Origin of the sequence: Glycomyces sp. NPDC048151, from assembly GCF_043202775.1 — a bacterium.
Taxonomy (GTDB): Bacteria; Actinomycetota; Actinomycetes; order Mycobacteriales; family Micromonosporaceae; genus Glycomyces.
The window spans coordinates 1-23,455 of the sequence record NZ_JBIDBB010000013.1; the positions used below are offsets into that span (position 1 = coordinate 1).

15 protein-coding genes are annotated in these 23,455 nt (G+C 70.1%); 7 read left to right on the top strand and 8 right to left on the bottom strand.

Features of this window, described 5'->3' with window-relative positions; all coding sequences use genetic code 11:
- Positions 1-810: 810 nt before the first annotated feature.
- From ACGGCP_RS25575 to ACGGCP_RS25595, 5 genes are all read right to left on the bottom strand, one after another.
- On the bottom strand, positions 811-2,592 hold the full coding sequence (locus ACGGCP_RS25575; protein ID WP_392971103.1) for an ABC transporter substrate-binding protein: 1,782 nt from the start codon (positions 2,590-2,592) through the stop codon (positions 811-813).
- A 67-nt stretch (positions 2,593-2,659) separates the two neighbouring features.
- A complete protein-coding gene (locus tag ACGGCP_RS25580) occupies positions 2,660-3,727 on the bottom strand; it encodes an ABC transporter ATP-binding protein (protein WP_392971106.1) in 1,068 nt (355 codons plus the stop codon).
- The gene (locus ACGGCP_RS25585; RefSeq protein ID WP_392971109.1) at positions 3,720-4,808 is read right to left on the bottom strand and encodes an ABC transporter ATP-binding protein; all 1,089 of its coding nucleotides are present in this window, start codon (positions 4,806-4,808) and stop codon (positions 3,720-3,722) included. The genes ACGGCP_RS25580 and ACGGCP_RS25585 overlap by 8 nt, the downstream gene beginning before the upstream one ends.
- 4 nt (positions 4,809-4,812) lie before the next feature.
- Positions 4,813-5,706, bottom strand: coding sequence for an ABC transporter permease (locus ACGGCP_RS25590; protein ID WP_392971112.1), 894 nt, complete (start codon positions 5,704-5,706; stop codon positions 4,813-4,815).
- A 2-nt stretch (positions 5,707-5,708) separates the two neighbouring features.
- Positions 5,709-6,800 carry an ABC transporter permease gene (locus ACGGCP_RS25595; RefSeq protein ID WP_392971115.1) on the bottom strand — a complete coding sequence of 364 codons (1,092 nt, stop codon included), beginning with the start codon at positions 6,798-6,800 and terminating at the stop codon, positions 5,709-5,711.
- Positions 6,801-7,110: 310 nt separating this feature from the next.
- Between ACGGCP_RS25595 and ACGGCP_RS25600 the strand changes: the two genes are divergently transcribed.
- The 6 genes from ACGGCP_RS25600 (at position 7,111) to ACGGCP_RS25625 (ending at position 15,283) form a co-directional block, all read left to right on the top strand.
- On the top strand, positions 7,111-8,328 hold the full coding sequence (locus ACGGCP_RS25600) for an NADP-dependent isocitrate dehydrogenase (RefSeq protein WP_392971118.1): 1,218 nt from the start codon (positions 7,111-7,113) through the stop codon (positions 8,326-8,328).
- 205 nt (positions 8,329-8,533) lie between these two features.
- Positions 8,534-9,262, top strand: a complete 729-nt coding sequence (locus ACGGCP_RS25605; RefSeq protein ID WP_392971121.1) for an NTP transferase domain-containing protein — start codon at positions 8,534-8,536, stop codon at positions 9,260-9,262.
- Positions 9,263-10,318, top strand: coding sequence for an iron-containing alcohol dehydrogenase family protein (locus ACGGCP_RS25610; protein ID WP_392971124.1), 1,056 nt, complete (start codon positions 9,263-9,265; stop codon positions 10,316-10,318).
- Complete coding sequence (locus ACGGCP_RS25615; RefSeq protein ID WP_392971131.1) at positions 10,305-11,990, top strand: hypothetical protein; 1,686 nt, start codon at positions 10,305-10,307, stop codon at positions 11,988-11,990. Before ACGGCP_RS25610 ends, ACGGCP_RS25615 begins: the two co-directional genes overlap by 14 nt.
- Positions 11,991-12,211: 221 nt before the next feature.
- Positions 12,212-14,497: an acyltransferase family protein gene (locus tag ACGGCP_RS25620; protein ID WP_392971134.1), complete on the top strand. Its 2,286-nt coding sequence runs from the start codon at positions 12,212-12,214 to the stop codon at positions 14,495-14,497.
- Between the two features lie 177 nt (positions 14,498-14,674).
- Positions 14,675-15,283, top strand: coding sequence for a hypothetical protein (locus ACGGCP_RS25625; protein WP_392971137.1), 609 nt, complete (start codon positions 14,675-14,677; stop codon positions 15,281-15,283).
- Positions 15,284-15,290: 7 nt separating this feature from the next.
- On the opposite strand, the gene ACGGCP_RS25630 is transcribed toward ACGGCP_RS25625, so the two are convergent.
- Positions 15,291-16,835, bottom strand: coding sequence for a hypothetical protein (locus ACGGCP_RS25630; RefSeq protein WP_392971140.1), 1,545 nt, complete (start codon positions 16,833-16,835; stop codon positions 15,291-15,293).
- On the bottom strand, positions 16,832-18,916 hold the full coding sequence (locus ACGGCP_RS25635; protein WP_392971143.1) for a glycosyltransferase family 2 protein: 2,085 nt from the start codon (positions 18,914-18,916) through the stop codon (positions 16,832-16,834). Before ACGGCP_RS25635 ends, ACGGCP_RS25630 begins: the two co-directional genes overlap by 4 nt.
- A gap of 422 nt (positions 18,917-19,338) precedes the next feature.
- On the opposite strand from ACGGCP_RS25635, the gene ACGGCP_RS25640 reads away from it, so the two are divergent.
- Positions 19,339-21,870 carry a D-glucuronyl C5-epimerase family protein gene (locus ACGGCP_RS25640; RefSeq protein ID WP_392971146.1) on the top strand — a complete coding sequence of 844 codons (2,532 nt, stop codon included), beginning with the start codon at positions 19,339-19,341 and terminating at the stop codon, positions 21,868-21,870.
- On the opposite strand, the gene ACGGCP_RS25645 is transcribed toward ACGGCP_RS25640, so the two are convergent.
- Entirely contained in the window at positions 21,867-23,432 is a 1,566-nt protein-coding gene (locus ACGGCP_RS25645) for a glycosyltransferase (RefSeq protein WP_392971149.1), read from the bottom strand. The genes ACGGCP_RS25640 and ACGGCP_RS25645 overlap by 4 nt on opposite strands.
- Between the last annotated feature and the right edge of the window lie 23 nt (positions 23,433-23,455).

Below are 23,455 nucleotides of genomic sequence, written 5' to 3' on the forward strand. Positions count from 1 at the left end.
CCAGCGGGCGACCGCTGGGGGAAGCACCGCAAAGCAACACATCATCTTGCAGCGCAGCCTGATCCCCCAGAGGGGTCGGGCCCTCCGGCATGCCCAGGATCGACACACGACTTCCCCGAGGCTCGAAACCGACCCCGCCCGACATCCACCAGTCGCTGCTCGCCTGAACCCGCACCCGACCAGACCGGCCAGCCGCAAATCGACCCCGGCACAGCCGCCACCTTGTTGTCGCCGCCCGCCTGAACCTCGGGCATCAACCAGCCGGGAGCCCGAAATCCCCGCCCGGCTCGCTCCTACCTCGTTGTCGCCGCCTGCCTGAACCGCAAGTCATCGCAACCACAAGACCGAAGTCCCCAGCCCCGACCCCGTCTCACCTCGCTGTCGCCGACTCCCCGAACCGCAAGCAGTCGAGACGACGAGGCCGAGGGGCCCAGCCCTAGGCCTCCGTTGACCGCGGACCGCGGACCGCGGACCGCAGACCGCAGACCGCAAAGCACAGACCGGCCCCGACTTCTCGCTTCTCGTTGTCGCTGCAGTCTGGTGCTGAGACCGGACTGCCGATACGGGCCGTGCCATGCGAAACCCGCTCCTAGACTGTGAACGCGGCGAGGCCCCGGCTCTGCGTCCTGTGGGGGCGCGGAGCCGGGGCCTCGCTTCTCTTGTTAGCCGCGCGTTGACCCGCCTCGGTCTTGCGCGGCTTCGGGTCGGGGCTGAAGACCCGATCCGAGCTTATTCATTTGGAGGGGGCTCCCCGGGCGCGAGCAGGTCGCCCGGGGAGCGGGTCCATGTGGCCGGAGCCCTGGTGGACCCTTACTTGGGCTCGATGCCACCCTCGAGGAGGCGGACCATGATCGGGTTGTCGAAGTACACGTCGTTGAGCGCGTACGAACCCGGGTCGATCTTCGCCACGCGGGCGCCCTCGATGCCGTAGCTGACACGCTGGTTCAGGAACAGCGGCAGACGCGGCAGGGTCTCGTTGAAGACGATGCCGAGCGTCTTGTTCGCCGCGGCCTGCTCCTCCTCGGTGCCCTGCTGGGCCTTGAGGTACACCTCGTTGACGTTCACCTTGCCCTGGGTGGGCGAGTCGACCGAGTCGGTCGGGATGCCCATGCCCGCGGCGTCGGCGGTGCCCGCGTTGTCGGTGAACCAGGCCATCTGCCAAGAGCCGTAGGCGTAAGGCACGAACGGGTTCGCCCACTGGCGCACCGCGATGTCGTAGTCGCCCGCGCCCCAGATGCCCCACGGGTTGTCCTCGGGGACGCTCTTGTAGGTGACCGCGAGGCCGAACTCGGTGAGCTGGGCCGCGGCCTGCTCGCCGGAGAGCACGAAGTCGGTCCAGCCCTCGACGCCGGTGATGGCGTACTCGGCCTTGTCCCCGGCCGGGGTGTGCCAGCCGTCGGACTCCTTCTTCCAGCCGGCCTCGGTCAGCAGCGACTCCGCCTTGGCGTGGTCGGGCGTGTAGTACTCCAGCTCGACGTCGTCGAACAGGCCCTCGGCGTGCGGGTCCGGCAGGCCGGAGTAGGTCGACGGGATGTAGTAGCCGCCGTTGCCCTTCGCGATCTCGCCGATGGACTCGCCGTCGAGGATGTACATGAACGCCTTGCGGACGCGCGCGTCGGCGAACTCGGGGAAGCGGCCCTGGTTGAGCATGAGGCCGATGCCGTCGAAGCCCGGCGTCGAGAGCTCCTTGAGCCCCTCCACCCCGGCGATGGTCTGGCGGTCGGTCGCACCGAGCACCTGGGTGCAGTAGTCGATCTCGCGCGAGAGCAGCATCTGGACCGCGGCGGCGTTGTCGCCGTTCTGGACCTCGATCTTCGCGAACTTCACCTGGTCGGCGAACAGGCCGTCCGGGTGGACCTTGAAGGAGATGACGGTCTCGCCGATCTGGTCGAACTGGTAGGCGCCGCTGGTGATCGGGTCCTCGTCCTTGAAGTCGACGGCCGCGATCTTCTCGGCCAGCGCCGACTGCTCCGGGCTGCCCTGGATCGCGCCGGCCTCGACGAGGCCCTGGGCCTCGTCCATCCACTCGCCGTAGCGGGCGTGCGGGAGGATCTGGGCCTTGAGCGCACCGTGCTCGACGCCGGGGAACGCCGCCGAGTACGTGACGGTGACCGTGGTGTCGTCGTCGGCGGTGGCCGAGACCAGCTGGTCCCAGCCCACGGTGCCCTGCGCGGCGTTGAGCTTCTGCAGGTAGATGGTGCCCACGACGTCCTTCGCGGTGACGGCGTTGCCGTCGGTCCACTTGACGCCGGAGCGCAGCTTGATCGTCAGCGTGGTGCCGTCGAGGTTCACCGACTCGGCCAGCTGCGGGATCCACTCCAGGGTCTCCCAGTCGAGGATCGCCGGGCGGGGCAGGAACAGCTCCGCGACGGGCGCGGGGACCAGCAGCGCGGCGTTGTTGATGGCCGCGTTGTGGTGCTGGGTGGTGATGTCGAACGGGTAGACGTAGATGAAGGTGCCGCTGGCGCCTTCGCCTTCCGAGCCTTCGGCCTGGCAGGCGCCGAGGACGCCCGCGGTCGCAACGGCGCCGGCGCCGAGGCCGACCGCCTGCATGAGGTTGCGTCGGCTGAGCTCGAATCGCTGAGAGGTCATCGCCGTTTCCTTTCAATCAATGTAGAGGGCAGTGTTCGTACAGGTGGGTGGAGCAGGGGTTCCGAGTTCAGATGGCTGATTCGGTCTCGGGCCGCCGCGAGCCGGGGACGGCGTCGAAGGTGAGTGTTCGGTCGTCCACTGTGGTCTTCGCGCGGTCGCGGGCGACCACGTGGCAGGCCACGTTCCTCCGCGAGGAGAGCTGCAGCAGGGGCCGCTCGCCGTCGCACAGGCCCGGCTCGAAGGCCGGGCACCGCGGGTGGAAGGCGCACCCGGCGGGAAGGTCGTGCAGGCTCGGGATCTCCGCGGAGCGCAGCTGCTCCGTGGAGCGGTTGGCCCGCGCCAGGTCCGGGTCCGGCTCGCACACCGCGCCGATGAGGGCCTTGGTGTACGGGTGCTGAGGGTTCCCGATGACCTCCGGGGTGGGGCCGTGCTCGACGACCTTCCCCAGGTACATGACCGCGATCTCGCCGTCCCACGCGAAGTACTTCGCGACGGCCAGGTCGTGCGTGATGAACAGGAAGCCGACGTCGAGCTCGTCGCGCAGCCGCCCGAGGGTGTTGAGCAGGCTCACCCGGATCGAGACGTCCAGCATGGAGGTCGACTCGTCGCAGATGAGCAGTTTCGGGTCCATCGCCAGCGACCGCGCGACGTTGACGCGCTGGCGCTGGCCGCCCGACAGCTGGTGCGGGTACGAGTCCAGGTAGGACTCGGGGGGCGTGAGGTCCACGAGCCGCAGCAGGTCCGCGGCCTTCGCGCGCGCCTCGGCGCGGCCCTTGACCAGGCCGTGGCGCTTGAGGCCCGCGGTGAGGGTCGAGTAGACGGTGCGGGTCGGGTTGAGCGCGGCGTACGGGTCCTGGTGGATGTACTGCACCGAGCGCCGGTACTCGGTGCGCTCGGCCGCGGTCATCGCGGTCAGGGCCTTGCCGCGGAACTCGACGGCTCCGGCCGTGGGCTTGGTGATCCCGGCGGCGGCGCGGGCGGTCGTGGTCTTGCCGCAGCCGGACTCGCCGACGAGGCAGAGGACCTTGCCGGCCTTGACTTCGAGGTCGACGCCGCCGACTGCGGCGACGGGGCCCTTGCGGGTGTCGAAGACCTGCTCCAGGCCCGACAGCTTCAGCAGCGGCGTCTCAGACATCGGCGGTCTCGCTTTCGGTCCGGACCTCGGCCGCGTTCGCGGGGGCGTCGTCGCACTTGCGCTCGAAGCGGACCTGGTCGTGGTGGAGGCAGGCGGCCGTGTGGCTCATGCCGAGCGGGCGTTCGGCGAGGAGGTCGAGGTAGATGCGCTCGCGCTTGCACTCGTCGGTGGCGAACGCGCACCGCGGGTGGAACGCGCAGCCGCTCGGCATCGCCTTGAGGCTCGGCGGGTAGCCGGGGATCGACTCCAGTTGGGGCCGTGCGCCCTTGACGGGCATGACCGCGTTGATGAGCCCGGCCGTGTACGGGTGCTTGGGCTCGTAGAAGATGTCGCGGGCCGAGCCGGTCTCGATGATGCGCCCGGCGTACATGGTGGCGACCCGGTCGGCGAGCTCGGCGGCGAGGCCGAGGTCGTGGGTGATGAACACCATCGTGAAGCCGAACTTCTTGCGCAGTTCGTGGAGCTGCTGCACGATCGAGCGCTGCGTGAGCAGGTCGAGGGCGGTTGTCGGCTCGTCGAGGACGAGCACCTGCGGGTCGAGGGCGATGGCGAGCGCGATGAGCGCGCGCTGCTTCATGCCGCCGGACAGCTCGTGCGGGTAGGACTGGAGGACGCGGTCGGGGTCGAGCCGCACGGTCTCCAGGAGCTCCCCGGCGCGGGCCTCGACGGCGGCCTTCGTCCACTTCTTCTTGCCGTCCGAGTGGTCGCGGAGGGTGTCGGCGAAATGGTCGCGGATCCTGATGACCGGGTTGAAGGCGTTCATGGCGCCCTGGAAGACCATGGCGGCCTCGGCCCAGCGGAAGCGGCGCAGCTGCTCCGGCTTCATCTTCAGGAGGTCCGCCTTCGAGCCGTCCTTGAGGCGGTACGTCAGCGAGCCGGAGGTGATCTCGCCCAGGCCCGGCAGCAGGCGCAGCAGGCCGAGGCCGAGGGTGGTCTTGCCGCAGCCGGACTCGCCGACGAGGGCCAGCGACTGTCCTTCGTAGAGGTCCAGGTCGATGCCGCTGACAGCGGTCACCGACTCCTTGCGGCCGGTGCGGTACGCGATGGAGAGGTCGCGGACGCTGAGAATCGGGTCGGTCATGGTCTTACCTTTCCCTCAGGCGCGGGTTGAGGGCCTGGTCGAGGCCGCGTCCCATGGTGACGAGACCGATCGTGAAGAGCACGATCATGAGCAGCGGCGCGAGCACGTACGGCAGCGCGACCGGGAGCAGGAAGAAGTTGTTCTGCCACGACAGGTGGATCATCAGTCCCCAGTTCGGCGTGCCCGAGGGCATGAGGCCGAGGATGTAGAGGCCGACGATGGCGTAGATGGCCTGGTTGACGGCGATCACGAAGTTCACGAAGATGAACCCGGCCATGTTCGGCAGGATCTCCCGGAACACGATGCGCATGGTGCCGAGGTGCTGGAGCTTCGCGGCCTCGACGAACTCGCGCTCCTTGAGGGACATGACCTGCGCGCGGATGGAGCGGAACAGGAAGGCCCACATGGTGGAGCCGACCACGATCGCCACGCCCCACGGCGGGATGTCCTCGAAGAACGCGACGACCGCGATCATGAGGAGGAACTGCGGGATCGTCACCGTGACGTCGGTGAGCTGCAGCAGGACCGCGTCGATCCGGCCGCGGAAGTACCCGGCGATCGAGCCGAGGACGACGGCCACGAACACGGCCATGATGGCCGCCATCCCGCCGACCCAGATCGGCTCCGCCCCGGAGTTCACCAGGATCGTGAAGGTGTCCTTGCCTTCGTACTGGGTGCCGAGCCAGTGCTCGCCCGAGGGGGCGGTCCAGATCTGCGAGGTGTCCGTGGGGTTGTCCTGGTCGACCACGAGCGGTCCGACGAACGAGAACAGCACGATCCCGAGGACCAGCACCGTGCCGGCGAACCCGGCGGGGGAGCGGGTGAGCCCGGTCCAGATCTGCCCGAACGTGCTCTCCCGGAACGTCCGGCGAGGCTTGGCAGTGTCCACTGCGGTCATGCTCACGCCTCCTGGCTCTCGGACTTGATGCGGGGGTCGATCTTCACCAGCAGGAGGTCCACGATGAGGCTCGTGATGACCACCGACGTGGCGAGGATGATGACGGCGGCCTGCACCACCGGGTAGTCGCGGTTGCCGATGGCCTGCATGAGCATCTGCCCGACCCCGGGGTAGTTGAGGATCTGCTCGATGACGATCGAGCCGCCGACGAGCATGCCCAGCTGGAGGGCGATCTGCGGGACGACCGGCAGGAGGGCGTTGCGGCCCACGTAGTTGCGGCTGATGCGGCCGGGCTTGAGGCCGCGGGCGCGGGCCACCGTCACGTAGTCCTCGGTGAGCACCTCGGTGGTGGCGGCCTTCATGTTGAGCATGAACGCGCCGGTGGAGGTGAATGCGAAGGCGAGGATCGGCAGGATCGCGTGGAAGAGCGCGTCGCCGAAGAACACCGGGTCGAAGCCGGGCTCGATGCCCGCGGTGACGCGGCCGCGCATGTCGAGGAAGGGCAGGATGCCCAGCACGGTGTAGCCGAGGACGACGACCGCCGCGATGAGGATGTAGTTCGGGACGCCCGTGAGGAAGGACCCGACCGAGGTCATGGTGTGGTCGAGGATCGAGCCGCGCCGGTAGGCCGTGGCCATGCCGACGGAGAGGCCGATGACGGCCGCCAGGACGATGCCGGCGCCGACGGCGAACAGCGTCCAGGGCAGGTACTCCATGACGTGCTCGAAGACCGAGGTGCTGGGGCTGGTGAGCGAGTTGCCCAGGTCCAGCGTGACCAGGCCCTTGAGGAAGTCGAGGTACTGCGACCAGGAGCTGGCGTTCGGGTCGTAGGCGACGATGTTCGCGGCGGTGGCCATGGCCTGGTCGTGCGACATGCCGGCGCTGTTGAGGCGTCCGGCCATGATCTCGATCGGGTCGCCCGGCATGAGCTGCATGAGCATGAAGGTGATGGTCGCGACGAGCCAGATCACGAACACGGACTGCAGGATGCGGCGGAAGACGTAGGAGGTCCAGATGCGCCGCAGTACGCGGGCGGCGGTGCGGGGCGGCGTACCTTCCGCCTTCGGCGGAGGGGGTGCTGCAGGTGCGGTCACCTCGGTGCACTCCTTCGTGCGTAAGTGGGATCCGGCCCGTGGAAGGGCCGGTGAGCCTCGGACGACGGGGGGCGAAACAAATTGGAAAGATTGTTTCTAGTTAAGAAGCTACCTGCCGTGACCGGCGGCGCGCCAGCCCTGAGACGGAATCGTTATCCGTGCGTCCGGCTTGTGACCATTGACTCCCGGGCCCGGGCGCGGCCTTCCACGGTAAAGCCAGTACGCTCGTACTGTTAGGGGCGGAGCCCCGGCGCCCGCACGAGGCGCGGTCAACCCAGGCGCAGGTAGGCGCAGGAGAGGTAGCGAGACTATGGCGAAGATCAAAGTTGCGAACCCGGTCGTCGAGCTCGACGGCGACGAGATGACCCGCATCATCTGGAGCAAGATCAAGGACGAGCTGATCCACCCCTACCTGGACGTGGACCTCAAGTACTACGACCTCTCCATCGAGCACCGCGACGCCACCGACGACCAGGTCACCGTGGACGCCGCCAACGCGATCAACCAGTACAACGTCGGCGTCAAGTGCGCCACGATCACCCCCGACGAGGCGCGCGTCGAGGAGTTCGGCCTCAAGAAGATGTGGCGCTCCCCGAACGGCACCATCCGCAACATCCTCGGCGGCGTGGTCTTCCGCGAGCCGATCATCATGAGCAACGTGCCCCGCCTCGTCCCGGGCTGGACCCAGCCGATCATCATCGGCCGCCACGCCCACGGCGACCAGTACAAGGCCACCGACTTCAAGGTCGACCGCCCCGGCACCCTCACCGTCACCTTCACTCCGGCCGACGGCTCCGAGCCGATCGAGTTCCAGGCCGCCGAGTACCCGGAGGGCGGCGGCGTCGCCATGGCGATGTACAACTACCGCAAGTCGATCGAGGACTTCGCGCGCGCCTCGTTCCGCTACGGCCTGGCCCGGAACTACCCGGTGTACATGTCCACCAAGAACACCATCCTCAAGGCCTACGACGGCATGTTCAAGGACGTGTTCCAGGAGATCTTCGACAACGAGTTCAAGTCGGAGTTCGATCGGCTTGGGCTCACCTACGAGCACCGCCTCATCGACGACATGGTCGCCGCGGCCATGAAGTGGGAGGGCGGCTACGTCTGGGCCTGCAAGAACTACGACGGCGACGTCCAGTCCGACACCGTCGCGCAGGGCTTCGGCTCGCTCGGCCTCATGACCTCCGTGCTCATGACCCCCGACGGCAAGACCGTCGAGGCCGAGGCCGCGCACGGCACCGTGACCCGCCACTACCGCGCCCACCAGCGCGGCGAGAAGACCTCGACCAACCCGATCGCCTCGATCTTCGCGTGGACCCGCGGCCTGGCCCACCGCGGCAAGCTCGACGGCACCCCCGAGGTCACCGGCTTCGCGAACCAGCTCGAGAAGGTCGTCATCGACACCGTCGAGGGCGGCAGCATGACCAAGGACCTCGCCGCGCTCGTCGGCAAGGAGCAGGAGTGGCAGACCACGGACGAGTTCCTCGACACCCTGTCGGAGAACCTCGCCAAGGCCGCCAAGTAACTTCGCGAAATACCCGAAGCAAGGCGTAACCGGGCCCCTCGCGGCTCGTTGTAGAAGGAAGCGGCAAGCGCATCCGCGCGAGCCGCCCCTTCCCAGTTGGAGGCCCCGGCCGACGTGTGCAGGCGCACACTCGGCAGGGGCCTCCCCCCTTTCGGGACTTGTAAACTAGGCGGGTTACAGCCGTCGATCGGAAGGCCGCAAACTCGTGAGAGGCGTCATCCTCGCCGCCGGACAGGGACAGCGCCTGCGCCCTGACACCGACGCGCTCCCCAAGACCCTCCTGCCGGTCACCGCGACCGAGACGATCCTCGACACGATCGTGCGGGGCCTGGCCGAGGTCGGCGTCCGCGACCTCGCGATCACCGTGGGCCACGCCGCCGAGCGCATCAAGGACCACGCCCCCGAGCTGGAAGACCGCTACGGCGTGACCGTGCGCATCGTCGACAACGACAAGCCGCACTGGAACAACGCGTACTCGCTGTGGACCGCCCGCGAGCACTACGCGGAGGGCGCCGTCCTCGTCAACGGCGACACCGTGCACCCCACCAGCATCGAGCGGAACCTCCTGGCAGCATCCGAAACGGACCCCCGCCTCCTCCTCGCCTTGGACGACCACAAGCAGCTCACCGACGAGGCCATGAAGGTCCGCGTCGGCGCCGCGGGCGTCGAGCTGATCCACAAGCAGCAGCCGATCGCCTCCGCCGCGGGTGAGTACATCGGCGTGAGCCTCATCCCCGCCGGGCTCGCCGAAGACCTCACCAAGGCCCTCGAGGCGACGTTCAACCGCGACTCGACCCTCTACTACGAGGACGCGTTCCAGCTCCTGGCCGAGGCCGGGCAGATCGGCACCGTCTCCACCGGGCCCGTGGCCTGGACCGAGGTCGACGACCACGCCGACTGGGCGCTCGCCAAGACCATCGCCGAGGGCCTCTAAGTGCCCACGTTCGCGCGCACCGTCCTGGCGCCCATCACGGTCGAGGTGTCGTCCGGGGCGCTGAAGCGCCTCCCCGAACTGCTCGCCGACGCCCGGATCTCCTCGGGCGGCCGCGTCGCCGTCGCCCTCGGACCCGGCCTCGGCGAGAGCATCGCGGCCGAGCTCGACCACCTGCCCGACGCCACGGTCCACACCGTCACGCCCGGCAGCCTCCACAGTGCCAAGGAGCTCACCAAGCGCCTGCGCGACGACCACCGCGTCGACGCGCTCGTCGGCATCGGCGGCGGCAAGCTCCTCGACACCGCGAAATGGGCCGCCTCCGACCTGGGCCTGCCCATGGTCTCGGTCGCCACGAGCCTCGCCCACGACGGCCTCGCCTCGCCCACCGCCTCGCTCGAACGCGACGGCGTCTCGGTCTCGTACGGGGTCCACCCGCCGCTCGCCGTCCTCGCCGACCTCGACTTCATCCGCCATGCGCCCGCGCACCAGCTGCAGTCGGGCATCGGCGACGCGCTGACGAACCTCTCGGCCGTCGCCGACTGGCAGCTCTCGCACGAGGTGAACGGCGAACCCGTGGACGGCCTCGCCGCCGCGATCGCCCGCACCGGCGCCGAAGCGGTGCTGCGCCACCCCGGGACGATCGCCGACGAGTCGTTCCTGGCGACCCTCGCGGACGCGCTGATCCAAGGCGGCCTCGCGTCCAGCATGGCCGGATCGTCCCGGCCCTGCTCGGGCGGCTGCCACGAGATCGCGCACGCGCTCGAAGCGCTCCACCCCGGCTCGGGGACCCACGGGGCGCAAGGCGCCCTGGGGGCGCTGGTGTGCACGTGGCTGCGGGGCGACAAGGCCCTGTTCCAGGAGTTGTCGGCCGCCATGAAGCGGCACGGCCTGCCTCGCACGGCAAGTGAACTCGGACTGAATACCGCGGAGCTCGCCACAGCGGTGGCCTACGCGCCGAGGACCCGGCCAGGCCGTTATACGATTCTCGAACATCGTGAACTGGACTCGGTGGCGCTGGAGCGACACCTGACGGAGATGATGCATGAGCTCGATTAGCCCGCACCCCGACGGCGTCTCCGGCCCAGCCGGGAACAGCGACGGGAGCCCGGACAATCCCGATGCGGCCGCCCCCCAAGGCGGCTTCGGTACCGGGCCTTCGGCCAACCCCGCGGGATACCCGCCGGGGTCCATGAGCTCCGGTTCGGCGGCCTTCGCCAGCCCGCCGCCCTCGGCCGCGCCCGGCATCACCCCGGGCCACCAGGGCGGACCCGCGGGCTCCCCGCCGCGCGCCCAGGCGCCGCAGGGCTACGGCCCCGCGTCCTACTCGGCGCCCGCCGGGCAGCAGCAGGCCTACGGCGCGCCCGCGCACCGCCCGGCCCCGCCGAACCCCGGCTACGCCGCCCCCGGCGGCCAGCAGCCCTACGGCACCCCGCCGCCGCCTCACGGCCCCGGCCAGCCCCAGCAGCCCTACGGCGGCCCCCCGCCCCACGGCCCCGGGCAGCAGCCGTACGGCCAGCAGCCCGCCCCCGGCGGCCACTACCAGCCGCAGCAGCCCCCGCCGCCCCCGGCGACCGCTCCGGCCCCCCACGGCCAGACCCCGCCGCCCGCGCACCAGGGCCAGACCCCGCCGCCTCCCGCGACGGCACCGGCCCCCCACGGTCAGACGCCGCCGCCTCCGGCGGCCGCCCCCCAGCCCGACTCGTCCGGCCAGGTCCCCCAGGCCCCCTACGCGACCCGCTCCGAACCGAGCCGCGACATGCCGATGGCAGGGGCCTCCCCGATCCGCCGCAACCTCGACGACACCGCCGAGCTCCCGGCGTTCCTGGACTCGGCGCGCAGCGACGAGGGCCCCGCGACCGGGGCCATCCGCCTCTCCGAAGCCGCCGTCAAGCCCCAGAAGCGGAAGTTCCCGCTGACGACGGGCTTCACCGCGCTGCTGCGCCACCGGCACGCCATGTCGGTCCTGGTCCGCCGCGACCTGGCCGTCAAGTACCAGTCGACCGCGATGGGCTACGTCTGGTCGCTCATCGAGCCGCTGGGCCTCACGGTCATCTACTGGTTCGTGTTCGAAGTCGTCTTCAAGAGCGGTAACTCGCTCCCCAACAACGCGGGCTACCTGCTCTTCATCGTCTCCGGCATCTTCGCGTACCAGTGGTTCAGCCAGGCGGTCAACCAGGGTGCGACCGCCCTCGGCGGGCAGGCGGCGCTCATCACCGTCATGAAGGTCCCCAGAGAGGTCTTCCCGATCTCGAAGGTCTTCGCGCGCTTCGCCGAGTACGTGGTCGGCTTCCCGATCATCATCATCGTGGCCCTCATGGACAACGGCACCTGGGGATTCAACCTGCTCTGGCTCATCCCGGCCATCCTGGTGCAGACGATGCTCCTGGCGGGCATGACGTTCATCCTGGCCGCCGCCAACGTCCTCTACAAGGACGTGCAGCGCTTCCTCGGCCTGTTCATGCGCGTGCTCTTCTACGCCTCGGCGATCATCTTCCCGATCACCAAGGTCTCCGAAGCGCAGACGATGAAGGACAACCCCTGGCTGTACGACCTCTTCTCGTCGAACCCGCTCATCGGCATCTTCCTGATGCACCGCGCGGCGTTCATCCCCGGTCTCGCACCGAACACGTTCCAGCTGTGCGTCGCCGTCGGCTTCTCGGCCTTCCTGATGTTCTTCGGCCGCTGGATCTTCTACCGGATGGAACCGCGCGTCCTCAAGGCGCTCTGACCGACTGCGGCGGCCCCGGCCTGTGATCAGGCCGGGGCCGCCGCGCGGTACGGCGCGGCCGCGTCCCCCTCGGTACGATGGGAGACGAACCGCCCAGGGCACGCTCCCCCTTGTGCCCGAACCGGTCGGTCGCTCACTCCGGCCCTTCCGGCAGGGACGGACCGCCTAGTATGGGGCGGTCCCAAGCGCCCGATAGATCCCCAGACGGAGACTCCTGCACCATGACCTCGCCCCAGCCACCCAGGCCCCGGCCTAGCGCCGCCGCCGGGAACGGTGTCAATGAGCAGACCCTCCACCTGCCGACGGTCGTGCCCGGATCGGCCGCACCGCGCGCTGCCCAGACCGCGCCGAGCCCGTACCCCATCCGCCCCGCGTTCCGGGCCCCCGCACCGCCACCGCCGCCCGCCGAGTCCGCCGCCCCCGCCCCGTCCCGGCAGGTGCCGCGCCCCGGCTGGGAGGGGACCGGCTTCCGGCCCGACATCCAGGGCCTGCGCGCCGTCGCCGTGCTCCTGGTCCTGGCTTCGCACGCCGGGTTCGGTTTCGCCGCAGGCGGTTACGTCGGCGTGGACGTGTTCTTCGTGCTCTCCGGGTTCCTCATCACCTCGCTGCTGGTGAAGGAGGCCTTCGAGACCGGGAAGATCTCGCTCGCGGGGTTCTACGCCCGCCGCGCCCGCCGCATCCTGCCCGCCGCGAGCCTGGTCACCGTCGCCACCGTCCTCGGCGCCTGGCTGTGGTTCCCCATCACGCGCCTCGAAGCGGTCATGCAGGACGCCTTCACGGTCATCGTCTACGTGGTGAACTACCGCCTCATCGCCGAGGAGACCGAGTACCTCAACGCCGACCAGATGCCGACCCCGTTCCAGCAGTTCTGGTCCCTCGCCGTCGAAGAGCAGTTCTACCTGGTCTGGCCGCTGCTCCTCATCGGACTCATGTTCCTGGCGGGCAGGTCGCCGCGCAAACTCGTGTCCGCCGGACTGGCCGCCTGCGCGGCGATCGCCGCGATCTCGCTGGTGTTCTCGGTGTTCGTCACCGAGCAGTCGCAGCCGACCGCGTACTACGCGGCGCACACCCGGGCGTGGGAGCTGGCCGCGGGCGCGATCCTGGCGCTCAGCCTGCCGACCTGGCGGAAGACGCCGAAGTTCCTCGCGTGGGCCCTCGGCATCGCCGGTCTGGCCATGGTCGTCCTGGCCGGAGTCCTGTATACAGAGGACACCGCGTTCCCCGGGTACACCGCGCTGCTCCCCGTCGTCGGCACCATGCTGCTCCTCATCGCGGGATCGACGGCCGCCGGCCATCCCGTCGGCTCGCTCCTGAGCACCGCTCCGTTCCAGTTCTTCGGCCAGATCTCCTACAGCCTCTACCTGTGGCACTGGCCGATCCTCGTCCTCATTCCCCTCGCCGTCGGCGCAGAGCCCTCGGTCGGCCTGAACGTGGTCCTGCTGATCGCCGCCGTCGCGATCGCGCAGCTCACCTACCGGTACGTCGAATCTCCCGTCCGCAAAGCCGGGTCCCCGAAGACCGGCAACATGTGGGGCCTGGTCACCGGTGTGGTCTGCTCGCTCCTCAGCGTCGCCATGGTCGTCACGATGACCGTCGGCTTCGCGAAGGTCCCGCCGGAGGAGGAACCGCCGGTCGACCTCGAAGCGGTCGAAGAGGTCGAGGACGTCTCCGAGATCGAGCGCCGCCTCCAGGAAGGCCTCGCGGTCGCCTCGGTCCCCGCCGACCTCGAACCCTCCCTGACCGGCGCCGAGACCGACCAGCCGACCATCTACGACGACGGCTGCCATCTCGTCTTCGAGGAGATCGCCCTGCCCTCCGAATGCGCCTACGGCGACACCGCCAGCGCCACCACGGTGGTGCTCATGGGCGACTCCCATGCGGCGCAGTGGTTCCCCGCCCTCGAAGCGCTTGCCGAACAGAACGGCTGGAAGCTGCTCGCCCGCACCAAGAGCTCCTGCGGGCCCGCTGACCTGACGCAGTACAGCTCGGCGTACAAACGCGACTACACCGAATGCGACGAGTGGCGCGACGACATCCTCAGCGAGATCGAGGAGATCGAACCCGCGATGGTGATCCTCAGCGGCGAGGACGCGCCCTCCCTCGCCGACAGCGAGGACTCAAGCCCCGAAGGCTGGGCCGCGGCGTGGACCCGCACCCTCGAACGCGTCACCGCGGCCGCCGGGCAGACCGTGGCCCTCACGGACACCCCGCGCAGCCCCTCCGGCGACTCGATCCCGGAGTGCATCGCCGTGCACCAGCAAGAGGTGCGGGAATGCGTCATGGACCGCTCCGAGGCCATCGACGACTCGGGCAACCGCGAGGCCGGCATGGCCGCGGCGGAGGAGGCCGGGGCCACAGTGGTCGAGACCGTCGGCTGGTTCTGCTTCTCCGGCGAATGCCCGGTCATCACCGGGAACACCCTGGTGTACCGGGACTCGCACCACATCAGCACCCCCTACGCGCGCTCGCTCAGCACGCTTCTCGGCGACGCCCTGCCGCCCCTGTGAGGAAGGGCCGCAGCACCGTCCGCATGCTGTGAGCTGCGGATCGGCGCGGCGACCGGGCCCGCTCCGCGCTCCTCGCGGGACCGGGCCCGTCGCCCGGTGTTGGTACAGTGTGTATCGATCCCCTCCCCGCTCGGGGAGCCCTGGTTTCGGGAAACGATCCCCTGAGAGGAAAGCCCCATGCGCAGGTTGACCGCCTTGGCGACCTTGGCCTTGCTGTTCGCCGTCGCCGCCTGCACCGAAGGCGGCGGAGACGATCCGACCGAGACGCCCTCAGGTGACGCGAGCAGCGGGGCCCCGGAGCCGACCGCACCCGTCGAGCTCGCCCTCGAACCGCCGTCCGGGTTCACCGCGGCCTCCGGCGAGGACCGTGCCGTCCTCCTCGCAGAGGAGCACGTCTCCTACGTGTTCTACGTGGCCGGTGCCGAAGGCGGCAAGGACAAGATCACCGTCACCTCGTACCTGTTGAGCGAAGGGGCCGACACCTCGACGTACGACCTGCAGGCCGGCATCGTCACCGACTACTTCAGCAAGCTGGGGAGCACGGTCTCGCTCGACAACTTCCACCCGGCGCTCGTGCACCGCGAGGAGGGGATCTACCGATACGGCGAGACGACCCTCGACGGAGTCGAGGTGAAGTGGCGCGACTACTTCATCTTCGCCGACCGGTACCTCATCAACATCACCTGCCAGTGGGACGCCTACTACGCGCAGGTCGAGACCGCCTGCGCCGGACTGACCGAGTCGTTCCCGTACCCCGAGGCGTGGGCCGCCGCCGAGACCGCCTGAGCAACAGCTACCGAGGCCCGTCGAGGTCGATGCCGAGCGATCGGAACCGACCGCGATGGGCCTCATGGCTGAACAGCCGCTCCACGGTGTCGAGGCCGACCCGCCGCTGCTTCAGGTAGCGGTCGTGGTCCCCGCGCAGGTCGTCGATGATCCCGAGGACCTCCTTGGGCTCGGCGTACAGGGCTCCGTCGCCGAACACCGGACGGAACCGCGGCGGCAGGATCGTCGGCAGCCCGGCGGCCATCGCCTCCACCGGAGCACGCCCGAACGCCTCCAGCAGGGTCGAGTTCACAAAGTAGGCGTAGAAGTCCAAGCCCCCCAGGAACGTGCCCACGTCGACCGAGTCGAACGCGGCGACCGACCAGTTGCGCGGCAGGCGGCCGAGGATGCGGCGCGGGAACTCGGCGCCGCCGAGGATGCGGATGGCCACGTCCTCCCGTTCCGGGTAGGAGCCGCGCAGGTCGGCGGCGAGCTCGGGCCATTTCGACGCGTGGTCGCGCGAATGCCTGCCGACACGCGCGACAGCTGGCACGGGCGACTCGTCGCGGCGCTGGGCCGACGCCGTGTCGAACGACGGGAACCAGTGCTCTGACGACAGGTCGACGCCCTGGAGCTCCTTCCCGTGGCAGTCGACCAGCGCCTGGTGCACCAGCGGGCCGACCGTGCGCCAGTGGTGGTCGCCGATCCAGCCGCGCAGGTTCCGGTGCACGGTCTGCACGTCCCAGACCGGCCGGTGGCCGGTGCCGAGGCTGTAATAGGTCATCGGCGCCTGGTTGACGACGAGGACCTTGCTCGCGGCGTCGATGGACGGCAGGTCGTCGCGCAGTTGCGAGGCGAACGGCGGGAACCGCATGAGCAGCAGATCGCACGACAGGCTCGGGGAGCCCTCGATGAGCCGCACCCGGTCGCCGTCCACCAGGCTCAGGATCTTGGCGTTGACCGGACGGGCGCTGTGCATCTGATGGAGCGGGTGGTGGATGAGACCGACCCGCTTGCCGGCCGCCCGCAGCATCTCGATCTCGTTGCGGTTGCTCTGGGTCGTGCCGCCGCCGAGATTGAAGTTCGAGACGAACAGGACGTCGAAGTGCCCGTCGGCGACCACTCCCGGGTCCACCGAGGGAACGGGCCTCTCGCGCCATTCGGCGAGCGTCCGCACTGCTGCGGCCTTCGCGGCGGCAGGCGTTCCGCCGTCGGAGGCGATCTCCTCGAGCCGCTCTACCGTCCCGCTGGAGAAGCCCGAAGCGAGCCGGTCGCTCAGCAGCCGCAGCTCGGCGTTGACGCGGCGGGCCTCCCGCTCGCGTCGCTGGCGCTGGCGGCGGTTGCGGGGGGACACGAGCTCGCGGAGGTTCGCCGAACCGGTCTCGACCATGCGACGCTTAGCGGTGCGCGCCACCACGACGGCCTCGGCGCACAGGACTGCGGCCATGTACGGCAAGTACACCCCGGGTGGAGTCGCGTAGGCGAGCACCGCGCCGGCGCCCACGGCGGTGGTGAGCCCGGCGCCTGCCAGTGCTGCCCGGCGGCGGAGGCTCAGGTTGGACAAGCCGGTCACTTCGGGGAGATCCTGTCTATGAGTGACTGCACGCGCCGGAACCCGGGCGCGGTCATCGCGACCGCCGCGCCCCCCAGCAGTGCCGCGAGTGCGGCGAAGGTGAGTATCAGCTTCGTGTCGGTTCCCGCCCAGAACCAGCTGGAGGCGGCGAGGAGGCACAGCAGCGCGCCTCCGGTCGCGGCGGTCAGCACGAGGGTTCGCGGACGGATCCGGCGGCGCACGCGGCGGGCGATGCGCGCGACCCGTTCGACGGCGCGGACCCGGCGACGAGGCGGGGCCGGGGCGGGCGCGCCGGATCCTGCGGTGCCGCCGATGCTCGCGTCCCAGACCTCGATCCGGTCGTGCCCGGTCAGGCCGAACTCGGCCTCGCGGCCCTCCCACAGCGACGGGTCGGAGACGATCAGCTCCTCGGTGGACACCGCGTCCATCGCGGCGACGAACTCGGTTCCGGAGGACGAGGTCTCGTTCAGGAAGTCGAGGATCTCGGGACGGAGGAAGCGCAGGTCCTCGCGCAAGCGCAGGAGTGACTCGATATGCACGACGCCGACCTTGCGGCCCGCGGCGACCGCCTCGCGGGCCAGCGCGATCGCCCGCTGCTGGCTCGCCTCCCAGAACCGGCAGTCGAGCACGACGAGCAGTTCGAAGCGCGTGCCTTCGAGGGATTCGCCGCGGATCAGCGCCGGGGCGTAGAACGGGCGGTCGGGTTCGTCGGCCGCCATGTACGGCTCGCACTCGCCTGCGGTGATCCGCCTGCGCCAGTGGTGGTGCGCGGAACGGTAGGCGAACCGGGCCGGGTGCTGCCAGCCGTAGCCGATGTCGCGGGAGGTCAGCGTGTCCGCGCCGAGCCGGATCAGGGAGAGGATCTCCCCGTCGAGCTTCTTGACCGCGCCGCGGCCGAAGGCCGCCTTGAACCTGAAGTGGAATTCGCTGTCGGCGCCTTTGCGCACGGCGTCGAAGAACCCCATGCGTTCGCGGGCCGCCTTGGCGCGGAAGAGCACCGAGGTGGAGCGCGGGCCGTGGATCGGGCGGCCGGTGTTGATGAGGGAGAGGTCCTCCTTGACGCGGGCGCAGTTCGCGAAGGTCATCACCACGCCCCTGTCGAGCAGCAGCGGCTCGGCCTGGCGTTCGAGCCAGCGCGGGTGCGCCCAGTCGTCGGAGTCGAAGCCGGTGATGAACGTGCCCTTGCATTCGGCGAAGGCGCGGTTCCTGGCGCGGTAGGTGCCGGAGTTGGCGGGGAGGCGGAGGACGCGGATGCGCTCGTCCCGCGCGGCGACCCGGCCGAGGATGTCGTCGTACTCGGCTCCGGAGGCGTCGTCGATGACGACGAGCTCCCAGTTCTGCCAGGTCTGGGCGATGATCGAGTCGATCGCGGTGAAGACGGCGTCGTCAGGCCGGAAGCAGGTCATGATGATCGAGATCTTCTCGGGCCGTTCGACCCGGTGGGTGATCCCGGTGGTGAGGCGGTCGAAGCGGGTCCTGCTGCGGTCGGGGTCGAGCGCGAGCTCAGCCATGCCTGTCGCGGCGCCGAAGCGTTCCAGCCACTCCTGCTCGTCGCCCCCGTGCGCGGGGTGGGCGTCCTCGGCTTCGAGGCTGCGGCGCGCGACCTCGGTGAGGTCGTCGAACCGCTCGAGCAGCGTCCCGGTGCTGCCGTCGACCGCGGACGCGCATTCGGCGTAGTGCAGCTGGTGTTCGCCGCTGATCGCGGCGCCGAGCGCGAGGTCCGCGAAGCGGTAGAGCGCGAGGCCGTCGGCGAAGTCGCGGTGCCTGGTGGCCGCGCCCGCGAGCGCGACCAGGTAGTCGGGGGCGAAGCCCGTGGTGTCGATGGGCTCGCCCGAGCGGATGAGCTCCAGGAGGCCGTCGTAGGTGTGGCCCGGTGCCGCCGTGGTCGTGAGCAGTTCGATGAGCAGCGGCGACCGGGTCCTGACATAGGACCGGTACGCCGCGGCCGGGGGCCGTTCGGCGATCTCGGCGAGCTGCCGCTCGTACAGCCCAGGGGCCTTCCCGCCGGGCGCCGCCTTCGAGGGCTGCGTGGGGAGGCGTGGGCGTGCGGGCGCGCTGCCGCGGGTTTCGGAATCGACCATGCTGTTGACCATGCTGACGTTGAGGCTGGAGGAGACGGGCGGGGAGGGTGCGCTGCACTCGTTGGTGCGGCGACCGCCTGACTATTGTGGCGCGAACCCGGGCCGCGCGCGGTCCGGGGACTCGGTGACGTGATCCACAGCCCGTATGTCCCGGTCCGGATGCGGTCGGGATTCGCGTCGCAGTGTCGCCCTTGACCGGGCGACAGTGCCGAAGGCCGTGTCCACTGCGCGGCCGGGCCGCATCTGCTTTCGCCGACCGTCCGTTTCGACCGTATTTGCCCGAGGCTGTGGGCAGGGTTCGGTCCGTTGGTCCAGACAAACGGATGCAGAGCAGCGGCGACTACTGTGGACTCGTTTGGCAGGACCTTCTGGAGGGTGGCGCTGAGCGTGAGCTCCTCTCGGACCTCGGTTACGATCGGTCCATGTCCGAGCCCCTCGCGAAGCATGTGGTCCTGCACGTCGGCCTCCCGGAGACCGGCGCGGCTCTTCTCCAGGAGGCGGTGGGCGGGGCTCGTGACCGGCTGCGCGAGCACGGCGTCTCCCTTCCCGGAAGCGAGGGCGACCACAGGGAGGCCGCGTCGGGCGGCGCGGGCACCGGCCCGGAGCATGCGGCGGCATGGGGCGCCTTGGTCGCCGCGGTCGCCAGGGACCGCGGCCGGGTCCAGTTCATCAGCAGCGAGCGCTTCTCCCACGCGCGCGCCGACGACGCGAAACGGATCGTCGACGCACTCGGCGGTGACCGAGTGCGGGTGGTCGTCACCCTCCGCCCCCTCGTCGAGCTCCTGTCCGACTACTGGAAGCGGGCTGTGCTGTCAGGTGAGACCGACCCGTACCAGGACTGGCTGGAGCGGGTACTGGCGGCGCCGCCAGAAGGGGAGCACCAGGACCGGTACCGGATCCAGCTGTGGCACCGCCGCTTTATCGAGCGCTGGGTCGACGCCGCGGGACGCGGGCATGTCACCGTCGTCCCGGTCGACCTGCGGCGGCCTGAACTGCTGCTCAACCGCTTCGCCGACCTGCTGGGCGTACCCGCCGATCTGCTGCGGAGTCCCGAAAGGGTCGGCAACCCGCTGAGCGCCGCCGAGACCGAGCTGCTGCGCCTGAGCCACCAGCGGCTCGACGGCTTCGGGCCCGGCCAGGAGCTCGCGAAGCGCCTCCTCACCGAATCCGCGGTCGGGATCACGCGGGAGGCGACGGGCGGCCGCCCCGCGCCGACTGACATCTCGACGCCGGCTTGGGCCCGGGAGCGGGCGGCGTCGATGGACGCGGATCTGATGGCTTGGCTGCCGGACGCCGACGTGCGGCTGCTCGGCGACGCCGCCCCGATGCAAGACGAAGTGCCCGGGCAAGAGGCCGTGTTGGCTCCGCTCGACCCCGCGGCGGCGGCGGAGGTGGTGACCGGCGTCCTGCGGGCCGCCCTCGACCTGCGCGAGCGGGAGCTCGAGGACGCCTGGCGCGAGGCGACCGGGGTGAAGCGCCGGGCGGCGGAGCGCGCCCGCAGGCAGAGTCTCGAACTCGCCGCCGAACGACGTAGGGCGGACGAGGCCGAGCGCCGTCTCACCGAACTCGCCGCCGCCCCCTCGGCCGAGCAGCTCCCCACCCGACGGCTGCTTCGCCTCACCGGCGGCCGGATCGCCAAGCGCCTCCTGCCCGTGCGCAGGAGCCCCGTTCCTCAATCCGCGGCACCCCGGCCGAACGCGCGTCCCAAAGTGCCCGACATGCCGCCGTTCGAAGGGCATTTCGCCGAGATGGCGGCAGGGTTCTACCGGCTGGAGTGGAACGACTCCGGCTACCCGTGCCGTCGGCAGGAAAACGGGAAGCTCTACGAGCACCCGATCTATCCCGTGTACGCGATCAAGCACTACCTCAGGCAGGTGCGGCCGGAGAACGCCGACGAGATACTCCGGGCGGTGGCCGTCGTCGCCGACGCCGCCGTCGAGCGGATGGAGGAGTTCGAAGGGGCCCTGGTCCGCTGGTACGAGGCCGGTGGAGGTGCGCGTCTGTACGAGCGCCACTACTCGGCGCTGACCCAGGGCTACTACGCCGAGCAGCTCTGGGCCGCCGCGGAGGCCACCGGGCAGGAGCACCTCAAGGAGGCCGCCCGCCGCTGCTTCAAGGCCCTGACCGTGCCCCGCGAGCAGGGCGGGGTCCTCTACCGGGACGTTCACGGCGTCTCGATCGCCGAGGTCCCGCAGGCGCCCAACAGCTATATCCTCAACGGCTGGCAGTCGGCGCTCTACGCCGCCTGGCAGTACTACGAGCGCTCGGGCGACCCGGCCGCCCGCGATCTGGTGCTTGAGTCGACCAGGACGATGGCGGCGATGCTGCCGGACTTCGACGCCCCAGAGGTGGCCAACAGCCGCTACGGCCTCACGGGCTTCGCCTATCTGCGAACGGTCGGCGCCGACCTCGGCGGCGTCACGGTGACCGTCCCCGGTGAAGGCGAGTTCGGCCTCACGGAGCACCGCAGTCGCTGGGCCAACCACCGCACCGGTCCCCGGCAGGTCAACCTGCTCTTCTCACTGGCCTCCCGCGAGGACAACACTGTGCACCTCGATGTGGACCGTCCCGCCGCGGTCGAACTCCACCTCGGCAGGTACGACCCCCTCGCCGCGGCGCCTGTCGACTGCCAGTGGGAGCGGATCGGCACTGTGACCCCTGAGGACGGGACACTCGCGATTCCCCGGAACCTGGTCGAGCGGATCGTCTCGCCCACGAACTTCGTCAAGAAGATCGCGGGCGTGCAGACCAACGTCTATCACTCGGTGCACGTCAGAAGGCTGCGGCATCTGGCGGAGGCCACGGGTCTGCCTGAACTGGACGCGTGGGCCGATCGCTGGACCGCGGCGATGCACCGCTGGGGCGGCATGCCCCTCTACAGCGGACTCGGCCTTTCGCCGATCGAACCTGGGCGCCCGTCGCCGGTGCCCGTCGAGGAGTTCGGCTCGGCCTAGCGGGCCGCGTCCTGCCCGCCGCCCTTCAAGAGGAGCCGGCGGTACACCTGCACGTACTTGGCAGCCTGGGCCTCCCACGTGTACTCGTCCAGCCGCTCCTTGTCGAGGTAGGCCCTCGTGTAGGTCTCGCGGGCGCCGAGCACTGCCCCGACCGCGCGGGCGAGGTCCTTGCCGTCCTCGGATTCGAACACCTCGCCCATGCCGAGCCGCCGGACCTCGGTCGACATGGCCTTCACGTTGCTGACCACCATCGGCAGGCCGGCCTGCATGAACTCGAAGAACTTCGTGCTCAGCGCCACTTCGTGGTTGACCGGGCCGGTGACCAGGGGGTGGATGCCGACGTCAGCAGTCGAGAGGAAGCCGACGAGGACGTCGTAGGGCACGTACGGCATGAGGTGGATGCGGTCGGAGGCGCCGACCTCCTCGGCCTTCTCCCGGAGGAGGTCGATGTACGGGCCTTCGAGCCGGTTGATGACGAACGCGGCGTGCAGCTTCGGCTGGAACGCGAGCGCCTCCACCATGGTGTGCAGGCCGCGCTGCGGTGCGGCCCCGCCGCAGTAGACCATGAGCGGCACGTCGGGGCCGAGCCCGCAGGCGGCGCGCACGTCGCCGAACGCGGCCGCGTCCTCGCGGACCGCCCCGGTCGGCTTCGGCGGGGCGTTCAGCGTCACCTCGGGGCGCTCGTCGAGCTTGTGGGCGTCCACCAGCAGGTCCGCGAGGGCGGGGGACACGGTGAACACGGCGTCCGCGAAGCGGAAGTACTCGCGCTCGTAGGCGATGGCGGACTTCAGCCACTTGCGGCCGGGATGGGAGAGGCCGGGCACGAACTCGTGCGCGTCGTAGATCACCTTCACGCGGCGGCCCTTGACCCGGGCGCGCGCGGCGGCGCGCGCCGCGACACCGATCATCCGCATGTCATGCGCGTGGATGAGGTTCGGCTTCGCTTCGTCGATGAACTTCCCGTAGCTCAGGTCGTAGTTCAGGGGCGTCACGTCGAGTCGGCGCCAGGCCCGGTCGCGCAGCAGCAGCGTCCAGAACGCGGCCTCGAACTCCTCGAGCGCGCCTTTGAAGCGGCCGCGCTGCCATTCGAGTTTCGTCTCGGTCTGCCGCAGCCGCATCTGGAGCCACCGCTTGCGCATGCCCGCGACGCGCCGGAACAGCACGAGCGGCAGGCGCGGCTCGCGGAAACGGCGGCGCGCGATCCGGGGGTCTCCGGCTTCGAGGCGGCGCTGCGCCAGCTCGGAGGCGTCGAGCACCAGCAGGTCGAGTCGGCGGCGCGCGATGGCGATCGACTTCGCCGCCAACGGGAAGCGGAAGTTCGCCAGGGCCTTGCGCAGGGTGAGCTGCGGGGGGATGGGGCGGTACGGCAGCCGGTGGACGCGGGCGCCGCCGAGGTCGTAGTGCTCCCACTTGTTCTCGGGGGAGCGTCCGACGAGGTGCACCTCCCAGCCCGCCTCGGCCATGGACTTCGCGGTCTTCTGGACCCGCGAGTCCCCGTCGATGTGGTTGTCCACGAGCATCAGGACCTTCCCGGGCAGGGCGAAGTTCCTCTTTGCGCTCATTGTTTGCCTCTCGTCAGCGCCCA

What these genes read in the sequence shown, in the direction of transcription:
- ACGGCP_RS25575 (WP_392971103.1), bottom strand. Translation starts at nt 2,592, where the DNA reads ATGACCTCTCAGCGATTCGAGCTCAGCCGACGCAACCTCATGCAGGCG.
- ACGGCP_RS25580 (WP_392971106.1), bottom strand. Translation starts at nt 3,727, where the DNA reads ATGTCTGAGACGCCGCTGCTGAAGCTGTCGGGCCTGGAGCAGGTCTTC.
- ACGGCP_RS25585 (WP_392971109.1), bottom strand. Translation starts at nt 4,808, where the DNA reads ATGACCGACCCGATTCTCAGCGTCCGCGACCTCTCCATCGCGTACCGC.
- ACGGCP_RS25590 (WP_392971112.1), bottom strand. Translation starts at nt 5,706, where the DNA reads ATGACCGCAGTGGACACTGCCAAGCCTCGCCGGACGTTCCGGGAGAGC.
- ACGGCP_RS25600 (WP_392971118.1), top strand. Translation starts at nt 7,111, where the DNA reads ATGGCGAAGATCAAAGTTGCGAACCCGGTCGTCGAGCTCGACGGCGAC.
- ACGGCP_RS25615 (WP_392971131.1), top strand. Translation starts at nt 10,305, where the DNA reads ATGAGCTCGATTAGCCCGCACCCCGACGGCGTCTCCGGCCCAGCCGGG.
- ACGGCP_RS25620 (WP_392971134.1), top strand. Translation starts at nt 12,212, where the DNA reads ATGACCTCGCCCCAGCCACCCAGGCCCCGGCCTAGCGCCGCCGCCGGG.
- ACGGCP_RS25625 (WP_392971137.1), top strand. Translation starts at nt 14,675, where the DNA reads ATGCGCAGGTTGACCGCCTTGGCGACCTTGGCCTTGCTGTTCGCCGTC.
- ACGGCP_RS25635 (WP_392971143.1), bottom strand. Translation starts at nt 18,916, where the DNA reads ATGGTCGATTCCGAAACCCGCGGCAGCGCGCCCGCACGCCCACGCCTC.
- ACGGCP_RS25640 (WP_392971146.1), top strand. Translation starts at nt 19,339, where the DNA reads ATGTCCGAGCCCCTCGCGAAGCATGTGGTCCTGCACGTCGGCCTCCCG.
- ACGGCP_RS25645 (WP_392971149.1), bottom strand. Translation starts at nt 23,432, where the DNA reads ATGAGCGCAAAGAGGAACTTCGCCCTGCCCGGGAAGGTCCTGATGCTC.